Source organism: Tardiphaga sp. 37S4 (assembly GCF_021044645.1).
GTDB lineage: Bacteria > Pseudomonadota > Alphaproteobacteria > Rhizobiales > Xanthobacteraceae > Tardiphaga > Tardiphaga robiniae.
In genome coordinates this window covers 119,852-140,327 of the sequence record NZ_CP088008.1, presented here as the reverse complement: position 1 = coordinate 140,327, position 20,476 = coordinate 119,852, and the positions used below count along the sequence as shown (strand labels likewise).

General features: G+C 62.0%; 17 protein-coding genes. 13 read left to right on the top strand and 4 right to left on the bottom strand.

Annotated features, from left to right (window positions below; translation table 11 throughout):
- Window positions 1–53: 53 nt before the first annotated feature.
- Complete coding sequence (locus tag LPB73_RS00650; protein ID WP_231079206.1) at window positions 54–1,058, bottom strand: TRAP transporter substrate-binding protein; 1,005 nt, start codon at window positions 1,056–1,058, stop codon at window positions 54–56.
- Between the two features lie 348 nt (window positions 1,059–1,406).
- On the opposite strand from LPB73_RS00650, the gene LPB73_RS00645 reads away from it, so the two are divergent.
- Window positions 1,407–2,630: a bifunctional alpha/beta hydrolase/OsmC family protein gene (locus tag LPB73_RS00645; protein WP_231079205.1), complete on the top strand. Its 1,224-nt coding sequence runs from the start codon at window positions 1,407–1,409 to the stop codon at window positions 2,628–2,630.
- Window positions 2,631–2,752: 122 nt separating this feature from the next.
- Here LPB73_RS00645 and LPB73_RS00640 read toward each other — a convergent pair whose 3' ends face one another.
- Together LPB73_RS00640 and LPB73_RS00635 are read right to left on the bottom strand one after the other, a co-directional pair.
- Window positions 2,753–3,523, bottom strand: coding sequence for an esterase/lipase family protein (locus LPB73_RS00640; RefSeq protein WP_120287155.1), 771 nt, complete (start codon window positions 3,521–3,523; stop codon window positions 2,753–2,755).
- 185 nt (window positions 3,524–3,708) lie between these two features.
- Window positions 3,709–4,995: a DUF445 domain-containing protein gene (locus LPB73_RS00635; RefSeq protein ID WP_231079203.1), complete on the bottom strand. Its 1,287-nt coding sequence runs from the start codon at window positions 4,993–4,995 to the stop codon at window positions 3,709–3,711.
- Window positions 4,996–5,180: 185 nt separating this feature from the next.
- On the opposite strand from LPB73_RS00635, the gene LPB73_RS00630 reads away from it, so the two are divergent.
- A complete protein-coding gene (locus LPB73_RS00630; RefSeq protein ID WP_068730348.1) occupies window positions 5,181–5,447 on the top strand; it encodes a hypothetical protein in 267 nt (88 codons plus the stop codon).
- 163 nt (window positions 5,448–5,610) lie between these two features.
- Here LPB73_RS00630 and LPB73_RS00625 read toward each other — a convergent pair whose 3' ends face one another.
- On the bottom strand, window positions 5,611–6,945 hold the full coding sequence (locus LPB73_RS00625) for a dihydroorotase (protein WP_175367799.1): 1,335 nt from the start codon (window positions 6,943–6,945) through the stop codon (window positions 5,611–5,613).
- A 150-nt stretch (window positions 6,946–7,095) separates the two neighbouring features.
- On the opposite strand from LPB73_RS00625, the gene LPB73_RS00620 reads away from it, so the two are divergent.
- From LPB73_RS00620 to LPB73_RS00570, 11 genes are all read left to right on the top strand, one after another.
- Window positions 7,096–7,980 carry a YgfZ/GcvT domain-containing protein gene (locus tag LPB73_RS00620; protein WP_231079202.1) on the top strand — a complete coding sequence of 295 codons (885 nt, stop codon included), beginning with the start codon at window positions 7,096–7,098 and terminating at the stop codon, window positions 7,978–7,980.
- A 13-nt stretch (window positions 7,981–7,993) separates the two neighbouring features.
- Window positions 7,994–8,620, top strand: coding sequence for a DNA-3-methyladenine glycosylase I (locus LPB73_RS00615; protein WP_231079200.1), 627 nt, complete (start codon window positions 7,994–7,996; stop codon window positions 8,618–8,620).
- A gap of 27 nt (window positions 8,621–8,647) precedes the next feature.
- The gene (locus LPB73_RS00610; RefSeq protein ID WP_231079199.1) at window positions 8,648–9,274 is read left to right on the top strand and encodes an HD family hydrolase; all 627 of its coding nucleotides are present in this window, start codon (window positions 8,648–8,650) and stop codon (window positions 9,272–9,274) included.
- 75 nt (window positions 9,275–9,349) lie between these two features.
- Window positions 9,350–9,856: a tyrosine phosphatase family protein gene (locus LPB73_RS00605; protein ID WP_231079197.1), complete on the top strand. Its 507-nt coding sequence runs from the start codon at window positions 9,350–9,352 to the stop codon at window positions 9,854–9,856.
- A 137-nt stretch (window positions 9,857–9,993) separates the two neighbouring features.
- On the top strand, window positions 9,994–12,684 hold the full coding sequence (locus tag LPB73_RS00600; RefSeq protein WP_231079196.1) for a DUF2339 domain-containing protein: 2,691 nt from the start codon (window positions 9,994–9,996) through the stop codon (window positions 12,682–12,684).
- A 145-nt stretch (window positions 12,685–12,829) separates the two neighbouring features.
- The gene (locus LPB73_RS00595) at window positions 12,830–14,338 is read left to right on the top strand and encodes a flavin-containing monooxygenase (RefSeq protein WP_231079195.1); all 1,509 of its coding nucleotides are present in this window, start codon (window positions 12,830–12,832) and stop codon (window positions 14,336–14,338) included.
- Between the two features lie 185 nt (window positions 14,339–14,523).
- Entirely contained in the window at window positions 14,524–16,215 is a 1,692-nt protein-coding gene (locus tag LPB73_RS00590) for a thiamine pyrophosphate-dependent enzyme (RefSeq protein ID WP_231079194.1), read from the top strand.
- 199 nt (window positions 16,216–16,414) lie between these two features.
- On the top strand, window positions 16,415–17,197 hold the full coding sequence (locus LPB73_RS00585) for an ABC transporter ATP-binding protein (protein ID WP_231079192.1): 783 nt from the start codon (window positions 16,415–16,417) through the stop codon (window positions 17,195–17,197).
- Window positions 17,194–18,051 carry an ABC transporter permease gene (locus LPB73_RS00580; RefSeq protein ID WP_231079191.1) on the top strand — a complete coding sequence of 286 codons (858 nt, stop codon included), beginning with the start codon at window positions 17,194–17,196 and terminating at the stop codon, window positions 18,049–18,051. The genes LPB73_RS00585 and LPB73_RS00580 overlap by 4 nt, the downstream gene beginning before the upstream one ends.
- A 30-nt stretch (window positions 18,052–18,081) precedes the next feature.
- Entirely contained in the window at window positions 18,082–19,050 is a 969-nt protein-coding gene (locus LPB73_RS00575) for an ABC transporter substrate-binding protein (protein WP_231079190.1), read from the top strand.
- A gap of 71 nt (window positions 19,051–19,121) precedes the next feature.
- On the top strand, window positions 19,122–20,459 hold the full coding sequence (locus tag LPB73_RS00570) for an amidase (RefSeq protein ID WP_231079189.1): 1,338 nt from the start codon (window positions 19,122–19,124) through the stop codon (window positions 20,457–20,459).
- The last annotated feature ends 17 nt before the right edge of the window (window positions 20,460–20,476 follow it).

The following is a 20,476-nucleotide window of genomic DNA, read 5'->3' as shown; positions in this document are numbered from 1 at the left end:
GGCCTATCCTGTCGTCCCCGCGAAAGCGGGGACGACACATTGAGAACATGCCGCTAGCTCACCGCAGCAATGCGCTTGGTCATCTCGGCGTATTTCGCGCCGTATTTGTCCCATACGGGTTTGACGGCATCGCGGAACGGCTGCTTGTCGATGGACGTGACGATGTCGGTGCCGACTTCCTTCATCTTGTCGAGCGCGGTCTTCTCCGCCTCATACCAGAGCACGCGCTGTTCGAGCTGCGCTTCCCGGCCGAATTTCTTCAGCAGCGCCTGATCGTCCGGCGTGAGCTTCGCCCATGACGCCTTCGAGAACACCAGCAATTCCGGAATGATCAGATGCTCTGTCATCGAGAAATACTTGGCGACCTGGAAGTGGTTCTGCGCCACGAAGGATGGCAGGTTGTTCTCGGCCCCATCGACGACGCCGGTCTGCATGGCGCTAAACACCTGATCGAAGCCCATGGCGACGCCGTTGCCACCGAGCGCATTCATGGTGTCGATGAACAAGGGATTACCGATCATCCGGATCTTGAGACCCTTGAGATCGGCGAGCGTCTTGATCGGGCGTTTGCTGTTATAGATGTTGCGCGAGCCGGCATTCATCCAGCCAAGCGCGACCAGGCCGGTTTTTTCATTGGCCGTGATCTTGTTCAGCAGCTCGGTGCCGATCTCGCCGTCGAGAACCGCTTCCATGTGCTTGGAATCGCGAAACACGAACGGCATGTTGAAGACGTTGACGTCATCGACCACGGGGCCGACCGCACCGACAGAGATACGGGCGATCTGCAGAGCGCCGACCTGGGCCTGCTCGATGGCTTCCTTCTCGCCGCCAAGCTGCATGGACGGAAACATCTGGACCGTGAGCCGGCCGCTGGTGGCGGCATCCAGCTTCTTGCCCATGCGGACCACGGATTCGACCGTGGGATAGCCGAGCGGATGGACGTCGGAAGCCTTCAGAACCATCTTGGTCTGCGCCCGCGCGGGCGTAAGCCGCCCGAGGCCGGTCGCTCCGACGGCAAGTGCGGCCAGTCCGCCTTTGACGACATCTCTTCTCTTCATGGACGAAATCCTCCCTGTGAATTTCCCGATGCGGCGCGTTGGCCATTATTCTCGTTCGCCCCTTTGCGGGGTCGATCTTGTCACAATTCTAGGAGCGTGCCGGCCCGCCGTCCATCAGCTTGTATCGGCAGCGCACCCCAAAAGTTGTACGATGACCCGACATCTAGCACCGACATCGGAGGCCGGCAAGCGCGTGCTCGAGCGGCCGCGCAGAACTAAAGTTCAACCCGAGGTGCAACGCGAAGAGAGCGGCAGCTCGGCCTCATTTTCGCAGGGGTGTTGGGTACCCGCTGATTGATTGGGTGGAATCGGTGTAGAAAGAGACATCTGTCCCGACAGGAGCCCACCGTGCCAACTGAACGCTTTCAATTCCCCGGCGCGGCCGGCCATATGCTGGCGGCGGCGCTAGACCTGCCCGATGGCGATGTCCATGCATATGCGCTGTTCGCGCATTGCTTCACTTGCGGCAAGGACGTGCTCGCGGCGCGGCGTATCTCTGCGGCGCTGACGCTCAAAGGCATCGCCGTGCTGCGCTTCGACTTCACTGGCCTCGGCTCCAGCGATGGCGATTTCGCCAATAGCACGTTCTCGTCGAATGTCGCCGATCTCGTAAAGGCCGCGGACCATTTGCGGGAAATACGCCAGGCACCGGCAATCCTGATCGGCCACAGCCTCGGCGGCGCAGCGATCCTCGCCGCCGCTGAACAGGTGCCGGAAGCCAAGGCCGTTGTCACCATCGCGGCGCCCTCCGATCCCGCGCATGTCACCGACATGTTCGCCGAACATGTCGACGCGATCCGCGAAAAAGGCGAGGTCGAGGTCAAGCTCGCCGGCCGGCCATTCAGCATCAAGCGTGAATTCCTCGACGATATCGCCGAGCACAATCTGATGGCCAAGGTCGCCAGGCTGCACAAGGCGCTGCTGATCATGCATGCGCCCACCGACGACACCGTGGGCATCGACAACGCCACGAAGATTTTCGTCGCTGCCAAACATCCCAAGAGCTTCGTCTCGCTGGCCGGCGCCGATCATCTGCTCACGCAAAAGCATGACGCGATCTATGTCGCCGATGTCATCGCCGCCTGGGCTGGGCGCTATCTCAATGCGGTCGCCGTCACGCCCGTAGCGAGCCCGCCCGATGAGCCGCGCAAGGTGGTGGTGAGCGAGACCCGCGCCAGCAAATTCCAGCAGGTCATCAATGTCGGCCCGCATCAGATACTCGCCGACGAGCCGATCGCGGCCGGCGGCGAGGACACCGGACCCGGTCCGTATGATCTGCTGCTCAGCGCGCTCGGCGCCTGCACCGCGATGACCATGCGGCTCTATGCCGAGCGCAAGGCATTGCCGATGGACCACGTTACGGTGACGCTGAACCACAAGAAGATCTACGCCAGGGATTGCGAGGAATGCGAGACCAAGGACGGCATGCTGGACCAGATTGAGCGCGTCATCACGATCGACGGCAAGCTCGACGCCGAGCAGCGCGCAAAGCTCATGGAGATCGCTGACAAGTGCCCGGTACACCGGACACTGACATCTGAGATCAGGATCGTGACCAAGGCGGCTGAGTAACCCGCGAACCTCTCCACGTCATTGCGAGGAGCCCTTGCGACGAAGCAATCCAGCCTTCGCTTGCGGCCTTCTGGATTGCTTCGCTACGCTCGCAATGACGGCGGAAAGTGGAGTGTGTGCCTTTACCTGTTAGGGTCCGGATAGACCAGGCTGCGCCAGCCAGAGCGATCGAACGGTGCCCACGCGCCTTCCTTTTGCGCGAGACGCTCCGCCACCGCATAGACGACGGCGGGGTGATGCCCCATCCCGCAATGGCTGCTCTCGACCTCGATGCTCTCCGACATCGCCGATGACTTCTCCATGCAGCCCTGCCAGGCACAGACGCCGTCGGTGCGGCTGTAGATCGCGGTGGTCGGGACCGGCGGCGTATCGGCGAGCGAACCACCGAAATCGTCGTCGGTGTCATCGGCGCGTTTGCCGCTGGCGAATTCATAGACGCGCCAGGCATTGGTGGATTTCGGATGGCCGGCAAACGGGCTACCCAGCGTGATCACCGAACGGACGCGGTCCGGCATCATCTTGGCGAGCTGGCGCGCATAAAGGCCGCCGAGACTCCAGCCGACCAAACTCACCTTGCGGCCGTGGGTCTCGTTCATCTCTTTCAGCAATTCGACCATGCTGCCCTGCACGCCGTCACGCAGCCCGAGATTGCGGCCCTGCTTCCAGCCGCTGACGGCATAGCCCCGACCCTTGAGGAAGGTGCGAAGCGGACCTGTCGAAACATCCGAGGCCACAAGACCCGGCAGTACCAGTACCGGATGACCATCACCACGCGGCGCGAGATTCAGCAGCGGCAGCGCGCCGAGAAAGGCGCCGAATTCGTGAACCGCACGGCCTTCAAGAAACATCAGGGTTTTCGATGGGGGACGTTGCGCCTGGGCCGTAGCCGACATCTGATTTCCTCTCGCCGGCGCGTTGGCCGGTCATATCGATTGATTTGAAAGCAGCCTCACGGGGAGGGAATCACACAACGCACCGAAGCAAGTATCAGTTCACTCAAGTTAAGGTCAGGTTTGTAGCAGTTCAAGCGCATCCCGATACCCCTCCGACGCCTCACTTCCGCAATGCGGAACTGCCATCACAGCAGTCGCAACAGATATTCGATCGTGTAGAGCGCCAGCCCGGCGAGCCCGCCGATCAGCGAACCGTTGAAGCGGATATATTGCAGATCGCGGCCTATATTGACTTCGATGACACCGATCAGCTGCTGCATGTCCCAGCCCTTCACCTGATCGGCGATAAAACTCGACACGCCGCTTTTCTGATCGGCGATGAACGTGCGCAGCACCACGACGATGCCCTGGTTGATCTCGCCGCGCATCTCGGCATCGGCGCGCAGCGCTGCGCCGGCCTCGACGAATACATTGGCGAGATGATGTGCCAGTACATTGCTTTCACCTGATGCGCTGCGCTCGATGAAGCTGCGCGCATTGTTCCAGAGATTACGTCCAAGTTCGGCAAGCTCGGGTCGCGCCAGCAGATCGCGTTTCAACCCATCGATGCGACCGGTGAAGCCGGGCTCGGTCTCCAACCGATCGACGAAGGATAACAGCATGCGGTCGAACTCACCACGGAACGGATGCGCTGGATCCTTGCGTACATCGTCAAAGAAGGTCGTGGCCGACGCGACGATGCGCTTCAGCAGGAACGCATCGGCGCGATAGAGTTTGAGCAACGTCGGCAGCTCGTCGCGAATCTTGTTCTTGATGACAGCCAGCGTGTCCGGCTCGGTCAGCGCGCCATGCATGGCGCCGAGCAGGTTATCGAGCAGGCCCTGATGGCGACCATCGCGAATGAAGCCGCGCATGGTGCCGGCAGCGATGGGCGCGAGATCAACCGACTGCAGCTGGGTCATCACGCGGCGCGTGATGAAGGTTTTGAGACCAGACGTTTCCGTCGCCGACATCGCCTCCGGCAACAGCCGCAGCAAGAAACGCGCGAGATCCGCGCTACGCTTTTTGTCGCTCAGCCAGTCTGCAACGAAACTCGCAAAATCCACCTCACGTAATTTGGCCTCGACCGGCCCGGCTTCGAGGAAATGCACCTCGATGAATTCACCCAACTTGTCCGCAATGCGATTTTGATTCGCCTGGATGATCGCGGTGTGCGGAATCGGCAGACCCAGCGGCCGACGGAACAGCGCGACAACGGCGTACCAGTCCGCCAATCCGCCAATAGTGGCCGCTTCCGCGAAGGCCGCAACGAATCCGAACGCGGGATGAATCGGCAGCAAGATTTTTGCACCGACAAACACGACCAGACAGCTCGCCAGCACCAGCGCCGCAATCGCCTTGACGCGGCGCAACTCTGCTGCGCGCGCAGCGTCGCCGGGACTCGCGAAAGACGAAAAACTGTTTGCGTCCATAGGCTTCCTCAACCGGTCAAGATGACCGGTTCCCGCTGTTAACATAATGTCGGACAATGTGAGTCACTGTCGTTAACCTTTCTTAAAGATGTCGCTCGCGGAACCTGCTCCGCGTGGTAAATCTCGATTCGAACTTGCGAGGCGCGCTTCGCTTTGATGCGCACCGAAGACCGTTTGGGAATTTCATGAGCGAATCATTGTCGTACCGCCCCGCCCGCGATCCGCTACCGGATCAGGAACAGAAGCAGGCCGCGCTGAGCTATCTCAACGAAGCCTGGGCGGAAGCACGGCATGACGGCGTCGATGGCGATTGCCTCGCGCAGGCCAGCCTGTTCGCAGCCTTTGCCGAGCTCGTCGGCACCTATGGCGAAGACGCCGTGGCGAAGTTTGTCGAGGGTCTTCCGGGCCGCGTGCGCAATGGCGAGTTCTCGCTGACACTGGCACGGCAGTAAGATTTCTTACCCTCGCCTGAAGGGGAGGGTCGGTGAGCAATCCGCGAAGCGGATGCGAGACGGGGTGGGGTGAGGCCACACACTACGTCGCTCGTGATTTCACCCCACCCCGCTGCGAGCTTCGCTCGCATCGACCCTCCCCCTCCAGGGGAGGGTGAAGAGTTCAAGCCTTCAGCGTTTCCAGGAATTTCACCGTCTCGCCCTGCGACGGCGTGACCAGCTCGCCCTGCCACATCACGCGGCGGCCGCGCACGAAGGTGCCGACGGGCCAGCCGGTGACTTTCACACCGTCATAGGGCGTCCAGCCGGCCTTCGAGGCTACCCAGTCATTGGTGATGGTCTCGGTGCGTTTCAGATCCACGATGGTGAAGTCGGCGTCATAGCCCGCCGCGATGCGGCCTTTCATGGCGATGTTGTAGAGCCGTGCTGGACCGGCACTCGATAGATCGACGAAGCGTGCCAGCGACAGGCGGCCGGCATTGACGTGATCCAGCATGATCGGCACCAGCGTCTGCACGCCGGTCATGCCCGAGGGCGACGCCGGATAGACTTTCTTCTTTTCCTCAAGCGTGTGCGGCGCGTGATCGGAACCCAGTACGTCGATGATGCCCTGACTGATGCCATTCCAGATCCCATCGCGATGGCTGGCATCGCGCACCGGTGGGTTCATCTGCGCCAGCGTGCCAAGACGCTCATAGCATTCCGGAGCCGCCATGGTCAGATGATGCGGCGTCGCTTCGCAAGACGCGACGTCCTTGTGGTCGCGCAAATAGTCGATCTCCTCTTTCGTCGAGATATGCAGAACATGAATACGCTTGCCGGTCTCGCGCGCAAGGTTGACCAGCCGCTGCGTCGCCATCAGCGCCGCAGTCTCGTCGCGCCACACCGGGTGCGAACGGGTATCGCCTTCGATGCGCAGATTCTTGCGCTCGTTGAGGCGATATTCGTCCTCGGCATGGAAGGCGGCGCGGCGCTTGATGACCTGGAAGATGCGGCGCAGGCTGTCGTCATCCTCGACCAGCAGTGCACCGGTCGATGAGCCAATGAATACTTTCACGCCGGCGCAGCCGGGCGCGCGTTCGAGCTCCGCCAGGTCCTGCACGTTCTCGCGGGTGCCACCGATGAAGAAGGCGTAATCGCAATGCATGCGATGATGACCCCGCTTCACCTTGTCGGTGAAGGTCGCCTCATCGATGGTCAGCGGATTGGTATTCGGCATTTCGAACACGCCGGTGACGCCGCCCATCACGGCGCTGCGTGATCCGGTCTCCAGGTCTTCCTTCTGTTCGAGGCCCGGCTCGCGGAAATGCACCTGGGTGTCGATCACGCCCGGCAGGATGTGCAGCCCCTTGCAGTCGATCACTTCAGCGGCCGAGGCCGCACCGAGCGATCCGATGGCCGCGATTCGGCCATTGCGAATGCCGATATCGCGCACACCCTCGCCGTCCTGATTGACGACGGTGCCGTTCTTCAAAATCGTATCGAATGTCTGGGTCATCTGGTCTCGTCACAGCCTGTGAATGCCGCGCAGGATGAGCGCGGGCCTTGTTGTCGGCATCTTAGCGGCTTAACTTTAGCTGTCATATCCGCCAGCCGTGATTCACCCTCGTTTCCTGGCTCGTTTATTGGATTTTTCGAGATTTTCCCAATGAAAGCAGCGTTTCTCCCCGATCGGGGTGTGGTGAAAATCGCCGGCGGCGACGCCCGCGGTTTCCTCAACAACCTCGTGACTTCCGAGATCGAGGTGGTGGCGCCTGGCATCGCCCGGTTCGGCGCGCTGCTGACGCCGCAGGGCAAGATCATCGCCGACTTCCTCATCACCGAAGCGCCGGCCGGCCATGGCGGCGGGCTCCTGATCGACTGCCCGCGCGAACTGGCACAACCGCTGGCCACCAAGCTCGGCTTCTACAAGCTGCGCGCCAAGGTGACGGTAGAGAATCTCTCCGACGCGTTCGGCGTGCTTGCGGTGTGGGATGGCGAGCCCGGCATGAAGCCGGACCTCGCCTTTGCCGATCCGCGCAATGCGGAGCTTGGCTATCGCATCCTCGTGCCGCCCGATCTCGTCCCGAAGACGGCCGCGCTGGTCGGTGCCGAACTGGTCGATGCATCAGCCTATGAAGCGCATCGCATCAGGCTCGGCGTGCCACGCGGCGGAGCTGATTTCGCCTATGGCGATGCGTTCCCGCACGAAGCCAATATGGACAAGCTCGCCGGCGTCGATTTCGACAAGGGCTGTTACATCGGCCAGGAGGTCGTCTCCCGCATGCAGCATCGCGGCACCGCGCGCACGCGCATTGTCGGCGTCACGCTGGATGGCGCGGCGCCGGCCGCCGGCACCGAAATCCGCGCCGCGGACAAGCCGATCGGCACCATGGGCTCGTCTGCCGATGGCCGTGGCCTCGCCATGATCCGCACCGACCGCGCCAGTGATGCTCTCGATGCCGATGCCGCTTTCCTGGCCGGCGACATCGCCATTCATCTCGCCGACGCCGCTGCCGTACGCGCACTGGCCACGAAGAAGACCCCCGCATGAAAAAGATCTCGGCATGAGCAAACCCGCGATCACGCATGACGACGGCAAGACGCGCTGCCCGTGGCCGGGTGAAGATCCATTCTATGTCGCCTATCACGACACCGAATGGGGCGTCCCGGAATATGACGACCGCGCGCTCTACGAGAAGCTGATCCTCGATGGCTTCCAGGCCGGCCTCTCCTGGATCACCATCCTGCGCAAGCGCGACAATTTCCGCAAAGCATTCGATGACTTTCAGCCGGAAAAAATCGCGCGCTACAGCGAGAAGAAAGTTCATACGCTGATGAACGATGCCGGCATCGTGCGCAACCGCGCCAAGATCGAAGGCGCGATCCTCAGCGCCAAAGGCTATCTGAAAATCATGGAGGAAGGCGCCAGCTTCTCGAAATATCTGTGGGACTTCGTGGACGGCAAGCCGCTGGTCAACAATTTCAAGACCCATGGCAGCGTGCCGGCCTCGACCCCGCTATCGGCCAAGATCTCCAAGGACCTGCAGGGGCGCGGCTTCAAATTCGTCGGCCCGACCATCGTCTATGCCTTTATGGAGGCCACCGGCATGGTCAACGATCATCTCGTGACCTGCTTTTGCCACGAGGCCTGCATGGGCCTGAAGCGCAAGCCGCGCCTCAAGGCGAAGTAGCAGCAAGAAACTCAAGACCAAGAACCGATGGCCCAATCGAAATTCGACCAAAGATTTTCCCGCGACGTCGCCACCCGCGCCTGGCAACGCATGCTGTCGGGCCGGCGGCTTGATCTGCTCGATCCCTCGCCGCTGGATATCGAAATTGCCGATATTGCCCATGGGCTCGCGCGCGTCGCGCGCTGGAACGGGCAGACCCATGGCGCGCATATTTTCTCGGTGGCACAGCACACGCTTCTCGTGGAAGCCGTGTTGCGCGAGCAGATGCCGCGCGCTGATGAGCGCGTGCGGCTCGCGGCCCTGCTGCATGACGCGCCGGAATATGTCATCGGCGACATGATCTCGCCGTTCAAGGCGGTGATCGGCGGCGATTACAAGGTGATCGAGAATCGCCTGCTCGGCGCCATCCACATCCGCTTCGGCCTGCCGCCGGCGCTGACACCGGAGATCACCAAACAGATCAAGGCCGCCGATATGGGCGCCGCCTATCTGGAAGCCACACGCCTTGCAGGCTTCAAGGAAGCCGAGGCAAAGCGTCTGTTCGGCAAGGATCCCGGCCTCTCGGAAGCCATGGTGGAAGATTACCTGACGCCGTGGTCGGCGGGGAAGGCTGAGAAGCGGTTTCTGGCAAGGTTTGAGGCGCTGCTGGCGTAATTTAAACTCCGTCATGCCCGGGCATGACGTGGAGAGAACGGAGCGTTATAACGACGCTCAACAAAAGGTTCCCCGATGATCCACGTCTGCTCGCTCGCCGATCTGCATCCCACCGTGAAGGACACGGCCGCGAGCCACGTGCTCACCATCATGGCCAATGTCGCGCAGGTGCAGCGGCCGCCGTCGATCAGCGAGGCCAATCATCTCAGGGTGCAGGTCGACGACATCACCGAGGTGATGGACGGCTTTGTCGCGCCCAACGAAGGTCACATCACGCAGGTGCTGGACTTCGTCCGCGGCTGGGATCGCGCCTCGCCGCTGGTGATCCATTGCTATGCCGGCATCTCGCGTTCCACCGCCAGCGCCTTTGCCGCCGCCTGCATGCTCAATCCGGACCGCGACGAGCGCGACATCGCGCTGCGAATCCGCGCCGCCTCGCCGATCGCCTCCCCCAACCGCCTGCTCGTGACTCTCGCCGACAAGGCGCTGGGCCGCGGCGGCCGCATGGTCCGCGCGCTCGACGAGATGGGCCCCGGCAATCTGACCGTGATCGGCAAGCCGTTTCGCCTCGATCTGGATTAATTCCAGCAATTACGCGCCAAATACACGGATTGCGTGAACTAAAGTTCTCCACGACAACACATAGAGTTGTCATGTCCCCGGACGTCGTTCCGGGGCATGATTGGCGCGCGTCCTGCTCTCTGAAGGTTTGATAGTCGATGTTCGATGATTTCGGTTTCGTCACGCTGGTGATTGCTATCGTTGCCTTCATCTTCGCGCGTAAGGCGCGCAATGAGGTGAAGGTGCTGCGCGCCCGACTCGACTCCTATGAGGCGACACCGCGTGTGGCGACCACGACTGCCGCAGCAACACCGGACCTCACAGCGACCGCACCGGACATTGCATCCGCGCCTGCTCTCTCAGAGACATCGACCGAGGCAATCCGCGAAGCTGCCCCCTCGATCCAGCCGGATGTCCCTGCTCATACTACGCCCGAACCCGCTGCGCCTGTGGAAGCCCCTGCGGCTGGCCCCGGCTTCGAGGAACGCATCGGCACGCGCTGGGTGGTCTGGGTCGGCGGCCTCACACTGGCGCTCGGCGGCTTCTTCATGGTGCGCTATTCCATCGAGGCCGGCCTGCTCGGCCCCGAAGTGCGCGTGCTGCTCGGCGGCCTGTTCGCCCTGGCATTGCTCGCCGTTGGCGAATTCGCCCGCCGCAAGGAAAGCCTCTCGGCAATCGCACCGCTGCCGATCGCTAATATTCCGGCGATCCTCACGGCCGCCGGCACTGCCGTCGCCTTCGCCACAGTCTATGCGGCCTATGCGCTGTATAACTTCCTCGTCCCCGGCACGGCCTTCGCCCTGCTCGGCATCGTCGCCATGTGCACCATGGCCGCGGCATTGCTGCACGGCCCGGCGCTCGCGGGCCTCGGCATTGCCGCCGCCTTCGTCACGCCGGTGCTGGTGTCGTCCGGCAAGCCGGACTACTGGGCGCTGTATATCTATCTCGCCATCGTCATGGCCGCTGCCTTCAGCCTCGCGCGTATCCGGCTGTGGCGCTGGTTGGCGCTGACCACCATCGTCTTCGCGACGCTGTGGACCCTGCCCGGGCTCAACGAAGGCCTGAAGAACGTCAACCCACACGCTTTCCACGTCCTCGCCGGATTCCTGCTCGCGTCCATGCTCGTGGTTTGCGGCTTCCTGTATGGTCCGCCGGCCGAAGAAGGCCGCATCGAAGGCATCTCGTCGGGCGCGCTCGGTGCAAGCCTGCTCAGCGCGACGCTGGTGGTGCTCTCCAGCTTCCATGCCGACATCGCCATGGTGACCTTCGCGCTGATCGTCGCTGGCACGCTGTTCGTCGCATGGTACGCACAAGCGGCCACCGCGGCGGTTGCCGTAGCCGCAGGCTTCGTCGCCGTGGTCTTCCTGGAGTGGGCCATCCAGGGCAATCTGGACATGCTGGTGCTGCCCGGCGGGCCACTGGCGGGCATCGGCGCCAGCCCGGTGGAAAGCTCGGTGTCGTTGCATCTCGCCTCCGCGGCGGTTTTCGCCCTCGGCTTCGGCGTGCTCGGCTTCCTCGCACAGGGCCGATCCGTTAGCGCCGTTATTCCGGTGATCTGGTCGGGCGCAGCGGTATTCACGCCGCTGGCGCTGCTGATCACGCTCTATGCCCGCATCGCGCATCTCGATCGCTCGATCCCCTTCGCCATTCTCGCCGTGATCATCGGCGCAGCCTTCGCGGCCGCCACCGAACTGCTCGGCAAGCGCGAGCCACGTCCGGGCCTCGCGATCTCCACGGCGCTGTTCGCCACCGGTACGCTCGGTGCGCTGGCGCTGGGGCTGACCTTTGCACTGGAGAAAGGCTGGCTCACCATCGCACTGTCGCTGATGGCGCTGGGCACAGCCTGGATCTCCATGCAGCGGCCGATCCCGTTCCTGCGCTGGCTCGCGGCCATCCTTGCCGGCATAGTCGTCGCCCGGATGGGATGGGAGCCGCGCGTGGTCGGAGATCTCGTCGGCACCACGCCGATCTTCAACTGGCTGCTATGGGGTTACGGCGTGCCCGCTACTTCGTTCTGGGCCGCCAGCATCCTGATGCGCCGGCGCGGCGATGATGCACCGCTGCGCATGGTGGAGTCCGCAGCGATCCTGTTCACGGTGCTGCTGGCCTTTATGGAGATCCGCCACTTCGTAAATGGCGGCGATGTCTATCGGTCCTCCTCGAGCCTCACCGAAGTCGCGCTGCAGGTCTGCGTCGCGCTGGCCATGGCAATCGGGTTGGAACGCCTGTGGGAGCGGAGCCGCAGCATCGTGCACAGCGTCAGTGCCGGGTTGCTGACGCTGTTCGCCGGCGTCGCAAGTCTCGGCGGGTTACTGTTCCTCACCAATCCCGGCATCTGGCACATCGATGTGGGCGGCGTGGTCATCAACCTGCTGCTGCTCGGCTATGCCCTCCCCGCGGTGCTCGCTCTGCTGCTGTCCTATGCCGTCGCCGGCCGTCGCAAGCCGGCCTACGGCAACACCATCGCCGGTGGCGCGCTGGTGCTAGCCCTGATGTATGTGACGCTGGAAATCCGCCGCATCTATCATGGCCCGATTTTCTACAACGCCGCGATCACCGATGCTGAGCAATATACGTTGTCGATCGCATGGCTCGGCTTTGGCGTCGTGCTGCTCGGCATCGGCATCCTGTTCAACTCGCAGCGCGCGCGGCTCGCCTCCGCCGTGGTCATCGCATTGACGATCCTCAAAGCGTTCCTAGTCGACATGTCGTCGCTGACAGGCGTCTATCGCGCGCTGTCCTTCATGTGCCTCGGCCTCGTGCTGGTAGCTATTGGCTGGCTGTATCAGCGTATCCTGTTCTCTAGACGCACACAGTCACCCGCTGCGGCCCCTGCAGCAGAAAGCTGACGCCTCTCCAGCGCAATTCCCACTTGCACATTCCCTGCGATCGTCAATGATACCGATCGCGGCGATCCCCGGCCTTAAACCGGGGATCGCCGCATAAAAGCATCCGCGCACCAAGCGCGAGAGCCAAAAAAAAGATCGGGAGCCCATGAACGTCCAGGGAAAGATCACCACAGATTCGTCCGTCGAAAACGCAGCCGAACATGTCGATGTCATAGTCGTCGGCGCCGGCATCTCCGGCATCGGCGCCGCCTATCATCTGACGAAGCAAAATCCAGATACGCGTTTTCTGATTCTGGAAACGCAGGGCAGTTTCGGCGGCACGTGGAATACCCATCGTTATCCTGGCATCCGCTCCGACAGTGACCTGCACACCTTCGGCTATCGCTTCAAACCATGGACCTCGGCACCCATCGCCACCGCCGCGGAGATCCTGCGCTATATGGGCGATGTGATCGCCGAGAACGGCCTCGACACGCATATCCGCTACAATCACAAGATCCTGTCCGCCAACTGGTCGAATGACGACAAGCTCTGGATGCTCACCGTCATTCGTCACGACACCGGCGAGACGCTGTTCTTCACCACGCGCTTTCTCTGGATGTGTCAGGGCTATTACAACCACAATCAGGGTTACACGCCGCAATGGCCGGGCATGGACCGGTTCAAGGGCCGCATGGTGCATCCACAGACGTGGCCAGAGGATCTCGACGTCACCGGCAAGAAAGTCGTGGTGATCGGCTCCGGTGCGACTGCAGCGACTCTAGTGCCGGCCATTGCCGACAAATGCGCTGAAGTCACCATGCTGCAGCGCTCGCCGACTTTCTTCATCACCGGCCGTAATGCCAACGCGCTGGCGGAGACGCTGCGCGAGCTGGATGTCGACGAAGAATGGGTCCACGAGATCGTCCGCCGCAAGATACTGTTCGATCAGCAGGCCTTCACCAAGCGGACGAACAGCGAGCCGGAGATGGTGAAAGAGGAACTACTGAAGGGCGTACAGGCCTATCTCGGCAAGGACTACGACATCGCCACCCATTTCACGCCGCGCTACCGGCCTTGGCGGCAACGCATCGCCTTCATTCCCGATGGCGACCTGTTCCAGAGCATCAAGGCCGGCAAGGCGAGTGTCGTCACCGATGAGATCGAGACCTTCACCGAACAGGGCATCACGCTGAAATCCGGCAAGACGATCGACGCCGACGTCGTCGTCACCGCTACCGGCTTCAACCTCAACATGCTCGGCGATATCGCCTTCTCCATCGATGACACACCGCTGAATTTCTCCGACACCGTGACTTATCGCGGCATGATGTTCACCGGCGTGCCGAACATGGTGTGGATCTTCGGCTATCTCCGTGCGAGCTGGACATTGCGCGTCGATCTCGTGGCCGACTTCGTCTGCGGGCTGCTGAAGCATATGGAGGCGACCGGCGTCACGACGATCACGCCGCAGTTGCGGCCCGAAGACCGCGACATGCCGCTGCTGCCATGGATCGACCCCGAGGACTTCAACCCGGGCTACATCATGCGCGGCATGCACCTATTGCCGAAGCGCGGTGACAAGCAGGAGTGGCAGCACAACCAGGACTACTGGAGTGACAAGGACGTATTTCCGGCCATCGACTATGGCGATCCGATCTTCCGATACACGTAACAAACGTTCAACACATCGCGCATTTCTCCAAGCATTGCGCAAACTTGATTGACCATCATGAAACCGTTTCGCGGTTCAGCTATTGCTGCAGTGCGACCATTCGGTTCCAATCACAATTGGACCGACCGCATAGCTGCATCAGCCCGCCTCCCGGCGGAGAGCCAATTCTAGAAATCGGAGCTCCCATGTCGAAAACTGTCGCAGATGAGATTGTCCATGTGCTTGAGACGATTGGCGTACAGCAGATTTTCGGCTTGATCGCCGACTCGCTTAATCCGCTGGCGGACTCGGTCCGGCGCAGCAAGATCGAGTGGGTCGGGGTACGGCATGAGGAAGGCGCGGCGCTGGCCGCCGCAGGCCAGGCCAAGCTCACCGGCAAGCTCGGCGTTTGCGCCGGCTCCACCGGGCCCGGCAGCACGCATCTCGTCGCCGGCCTCTATGAGGCTGCGCGCGATCACGCCCCGGTGCTGGCACTCTCGGGCGAAATGGCGCGAGCAGCAAAAGGCGTCGACTTTTTCCAGACCACCGAGCCGGACCTGCTGTTTCGCGACGTCGCACTCTACACCCAGACCATCACCACCGCCGCGCAGGCGCCCGGCGTGATCCATCAGGCCATCTCCACCGCCTATGCAGGGCCTGGCGTCGCGCATCTGACGCTGCCTGTCGACGTGCTGTCGTCGAAAGCCGAAGGGGCGACAGCGAGCCTTGCCACGCTGGTGCCACGCGGCGAGATCCTCCCGAATGATGCCGCCATACAGGAAGCCGCCCGCCGCATCGACGAAGCCAGCAGCGTTGTCATCATGTGCGGCCATGGCGCCATCGGCAGCGCCGAACTCCTGCGTGCGCTCAGCGATAAGCTGAAGGCGCCACTGGTGCATTCGGTGCGCGGCAAGGAGATCATGGCGTTCGATGACATCAGATGGATGGGCGGGCTCGGCATGATCGGCACCAAGGCCGTCTACAATGCCGTGCATGATTGCGACCTGCTCGTCATGGTGGGCACCGACTATCCCTATTCCAACTTCCTGCCGCGCAAGGGCAATGTCATCCAGATCGATGTGCGCGCCGAAGCACTCGGCAGGCGCACGCCGACGAGCCTCGGCGTCATCGGCTCGGCACGCCCCGCGTTGAAGATGCTGCTGGACACGGTGCAGACCAAGACCGACGGCCAGTTCTTCGAGACGACCAGTCACGCCCGCAAGAAGTGGGATGAGATGCTCGACAAGCAGGCCGATCCTGCGCGCAGCAAGAACAGGATCCACCCGCAGGCCGTCGCGCGCATCGCCAGCGATCTGGCACGGCCCGATGCAATCTTCGTGTTCGACACCGGATTGAACACCCTGTGGTCGGCGAACTGGATCCGCCAGAACGGCACCCAGCGCATCATCGGCTCGTTCAACAATGCCGCGGTCGGCACGTCCGTCGGCCAGGGCAACGGCGTGCAGATCCTCGATCGCAGCAAGCAGGTGATCGTGCTCACCGGCGACGGCGGCTTCAACATGCTGATGGGTGAATTCATGACCGCTGTGCAGCACAAGCTGCCTATCAAGGTGATCGTTTACAACAATTCGGCACTGGGTCTGATCACGCTGGAAGCCGAAAGCATCGGCCTGGCGCCGTTCCGCGAAGCCATCGAATTCCCCAATCCCAATTTCGCCGCACTGGCGCGTGCCTGCGGCGCACAGGGCTTTACGGCCAAGCAGCCGGGCGATCTGAAGAAGGCCATCGCCGACGCGCTGGCCTGTGACGGACCCGCCATCGTCGATTGCGTGGTCGCTGCCGACGAAATCCCAAACCTGCCGCATGTGGACGCCGCCATGGTCGGCAATTACGCACTGGCCAAGATCAGGGAAGCGGTGATGGCCGTCACGGGTTGATGCGCGAACTGTTCGCCAAAAATACACTTCGGCGTGCCTGCTCAATTTATCGCCGAGAATAATTCCAGCCTGCCCAAAGCCGGGGCAAAACACTTCAAGCCTCAAGCACTCAGCAGAAAACCTGCGCGATTGCTTGAGGCTTTTTCGTGCCCAAGATGGCACGCAGCTTGCGTATGTGCGGTACCCAGGAAACCGCATCATGTCGCCGAAACAAGTTCAACTCACCGTCCAGAACATCAGCAAGTCGTTTGCCGGCAAGGGCGGCGACGTCAATGTGCTCGACGATCTCTCTTTCACCATCAACGAACGCGATTTCGTCAGCATTATTGGCCCTAGCGGTTGCGGCAAGACGACGATCTTCAACATCATCGCAGGCCTGCTGGAGCCCGATGGCGGCACTATCACCTATCGCGGCAAGGAAATCGAAAGCCTGCGCGGCCGCGTCGGCTACATGATGCAAAAAGACCTGCTGTTTCCGTGGCGCACGGTGATGGGCAATGTGTTGCTCGGGCTGGAGACTCGCGGCGTCGACCAGAAGGAGGCCGAGGAGAAGGCGCGCGAATATCTCAAGCAGTTCGGCCTCGCCGGCTTCGAGAACGCCTATCCCAAAACCCTGTCCGGCGGCATGCGCCAGCGCGTGGCGCTGATCCGCACGCTGATCATGGATCCTGACATCCTGCTGCTCGACGAGCCATTCTCGGCGCTGGATTATCAGACGCGGCTGTATCTCGAAGGCGTGCTGAAGGATGCAGTCCAGAAATTCAACAAGACGGTCATCCTCGTGACCCATGACATCGACGAGGCGGTCGCGCTGTCGAAGCGCGTCGTCGTGCTGTCCGGCCGCCCGGCACGGGTGAAGGTCGTGCATGAGATCGACATCGAGGCAACCTCGCCCATCACCGCGCGCAACGACGTGAAATTCTCGACTTATTTCAAGACGCTTTGCGCCGAACTCGATATCCAGACGGAGACAACATCATGAGCCTCGTGATGTCCGGCACATCCGCGCGCAAGAAGACCGCACCGCGCAAGTCCCGCAAGAAGCGATCGACCTTCGACACCACGCTCGGCCGCGCGGTGTTACAGCTGCTCGCCGTCGCAGTGTTCTTCGCGCTATGGGAGCTCGGCGTCCATGCCGGCTATATCTCCGCCTTCCTGATGGGATCGCCCTCCGGCATCTTCGCCACGTTCTACAAGCTGATCCTGAGCGGCGAACTGCTGTCGGATTCCTGGTACACGCTATTCGAGGCCATTTTGGGCTTCATCATCGGCACCATCTTCGGATCGCTGTTCGGTCTGGCGCTGTGGTATTCGGTGTTCGTCGCGAAGCTGGTCGAGCCCTTCATCGTTGCCATCAATTCCGTGCCGAAGATCGCGCTCGCGCCCATCGTGGTGCTGTGGTTCGGCACCGGCCTGATCTCGAAGGTCGCACTCGCCGTTTCACTCACTGCACTGGTAGCGCTGATCGCCGCTTATCAGGCGGCCAAGGATGCCGACGTCGATCTGCAGTCGCTGATGATCTCCATGGGCGCCGACAAGCATCAGGTGTTCTGGAAGGCTGTGGTGCCATCCACACTGCCGTCGATTATCGCCACCTTCCGCATCAATATCGGTTTCGGCCTGGTCGGGGCCGTGGTCGGCGAATTCATCTCGTCGCAGCGCGGCCTCGGCCACATGATCTTCCTCGCCTCCAGCCTGTATGACCTAAATTCGGTCTGGGTTGGGCTATTCACGCTGATGATCCTCGGCTTCGTGCTCTATTACGTCATCGACATCATCGAGCGCACTTCGCTGCCGTGGAAGCAGGCGACCACCTCGCATCAGGTCCAGGTTTAATCCCCCTTTCCACCATAACGGAGACGTTCTATGTCGTTGTTGAAGCGTATCACCGGCGCGGTCGCGCTGGCTGGAGTCTTGCTCGCCACGCCAGCGATGGCGCAGAACAAGAAGGTGGTGTTGTCGCAGGCCTTCCAGTCGATGCTGTACCTGCCGCTCTATGTAGCCATCAATGAAGGCTTCTTCACCGCGCAGGGCCTCGACCTCACCAAGGAAACCGCAGGCTCGCCCACGGTCGCACTCTCGGCAGTGATCTCCGGCAGCGCGCAGTTCTCGATCCATGGTCCGGAATGGACCGCGATCGCCGCCTCCAAGGGTGCGCCGGTCGGCATCATCGCCAATGTCGTCAACGGCGCCGCGGTGTGGATCGCGACTTCGCCGGACTTCAAGTTCACTGACGTCAAAAGCCTGAAGGGCCAGAAGGTCGTTGTCGGCACTATGCCGACCACCAGCACGTCGCTGTTCCTGAAACTGCTGAAAGAAAACGGCATGGACGGCAAGACCGATGTGGAGATGATCCCAGTCGCGATCGGCAGCGAACCGGGTCCGTTCCTCGCCAAGCAGGCTGACGTCGCCGTGATGTATGAACCCGGCCTCGATCAGGTTGTCGCCAAGGGAATGAAGGTGGTCTACGGCTTCCCGAAGAGCTACGGCGCCTATGCATTTTCGTCGGTGACCGCACGCAACGACGTCAATCCGGATCTGGCGCAGCGCGTCACCAACGGTATGGAAATGGCGATGCGGTTCATGAAGAAAGATCCTGCCAGGACCGTGGCCATTGCGCAGAAGGAATTTCCAACGCTGGATCCCGCGGTGATCGAGTCTGCCGTCAAGCGTATGCTGGCCGACGGCGTCTATCCGGACAGCGTCGATATTTCTGCGCCATCGCTGAAGATCTCCATGGACACCCAGATCGCGCTCGGCAATCTCGCGGCCCAGCCCGACTATGACAAGTTTGTCGTGAAGAAATATATCGAGCCCGCACTGGCGATGAAGTAATATCGAAGGCGCGCAGCCTCGCGGCTGCGCGCCTCTCTTGATCCCAGAAGAAACGTTCAGGACGACACGACATGACGAATGCAACCGCGCGCACTGCAACATCTGGCGCGGGGGTTCTGGACCTGCTGCGGCTGTTCAAGGGCAACACATCTGCGGCAGATCACTACGCATCGGAGCGGCTCGCACAGGCCAAGGCTGCCGAACCCATACTGAAGGCCTTTGAGGTCCTCCCCACCGACACTGTGCGCAAGCCGGGGCCGCTCTCCGGCATCCCCGTCGCCATCAAGGACATCATCGCCACCACCGACATGCCGACAACCAACGGCTCGGCCGTCTATGCCGATCACGTGCCATCGGCCGATGCCTGGGTGGTTGAACGGTTGCGCAATCTCGGCGCCACCATCTTCGGCAAGACGGTCTCCACCGAATTCGCCTGGCGCCATCCTGGCCCGACCACCAATCCCTGGAACAGCAAGCACACGCCGGGCGGTTCGTCCTCCGGCTCCGCAGCCTCTGTTGCCGCCGGTATCGTGCCCCTGGCGCTGGGCACGCAGACGCTGGGCTCCATCGTCCGCCCCGCCGCCTTCAACGGCGTCGTCGGCTTCAAGCCGAGCTTCGGCGCTATCCCCCGCAGCGGCGCGCACCACCTCAGCCAGTCGCTCGACCACATCGGTTTCTTCGCGCGCAAGGTCGATGACGTCGCCTATGCGCTGTCACTGATCGCAGGCACCAGCGACAGCGATCCGCATGGCGCGCCGGTGCCGGGTTTCGAAATCTCCGTCGAGCGCGGTGTACCGCCGCTGCCGTCACCACGTCTCGCAGTGGTGCGCTTTGCCAAATTCGCCAAGGCCGAGAGCGAACAGCAACAGGTGTTCGAGGCCTCTGTCGCGCGACTGCGCAGCGCCGGCGCGTCGATCGAGGAACTTGAACTGCCCGAACTGGATCGCAGCAACTGGGACGCGATCAACATCATTCTGGCCGCCGAAGGGGCGGTGATCTTTGGCGATCTCGTCGCACGCTACCCTGACAAGACCAGCGATCACCTGAAGAAACTGGTGGAAACCGGCAGCGCCATCAGCGCGGCAGCCTATCTCAAGGCCAAGGCGTTGCAGATGAAGCTGCGTGCGGATTTCACCGCGCAGATGACGAATTACGATGCGGTGCTGACGCTGCCGGCCTATGGCGAAGCACCGGAAGGGCTGAGCTATACCGGCGATGCCGAATATTGCGCGCCATGGACCCTGATCGGCGTGCCCGCGCTGTCGCTGCCGGCCGGGTTCGGCAAGAACCATCTGCCACTCGGCCTGCAGGTGGTCGGCACCTATCTGAACGACTTGCGCACGCTGCGTGTTGCGAAGTGGATCGAGAGCGCGCTGGCGTTTTCGCCGGGATTGCCGGAGATCAAATAGCAAGAAGCCCTCGCCCG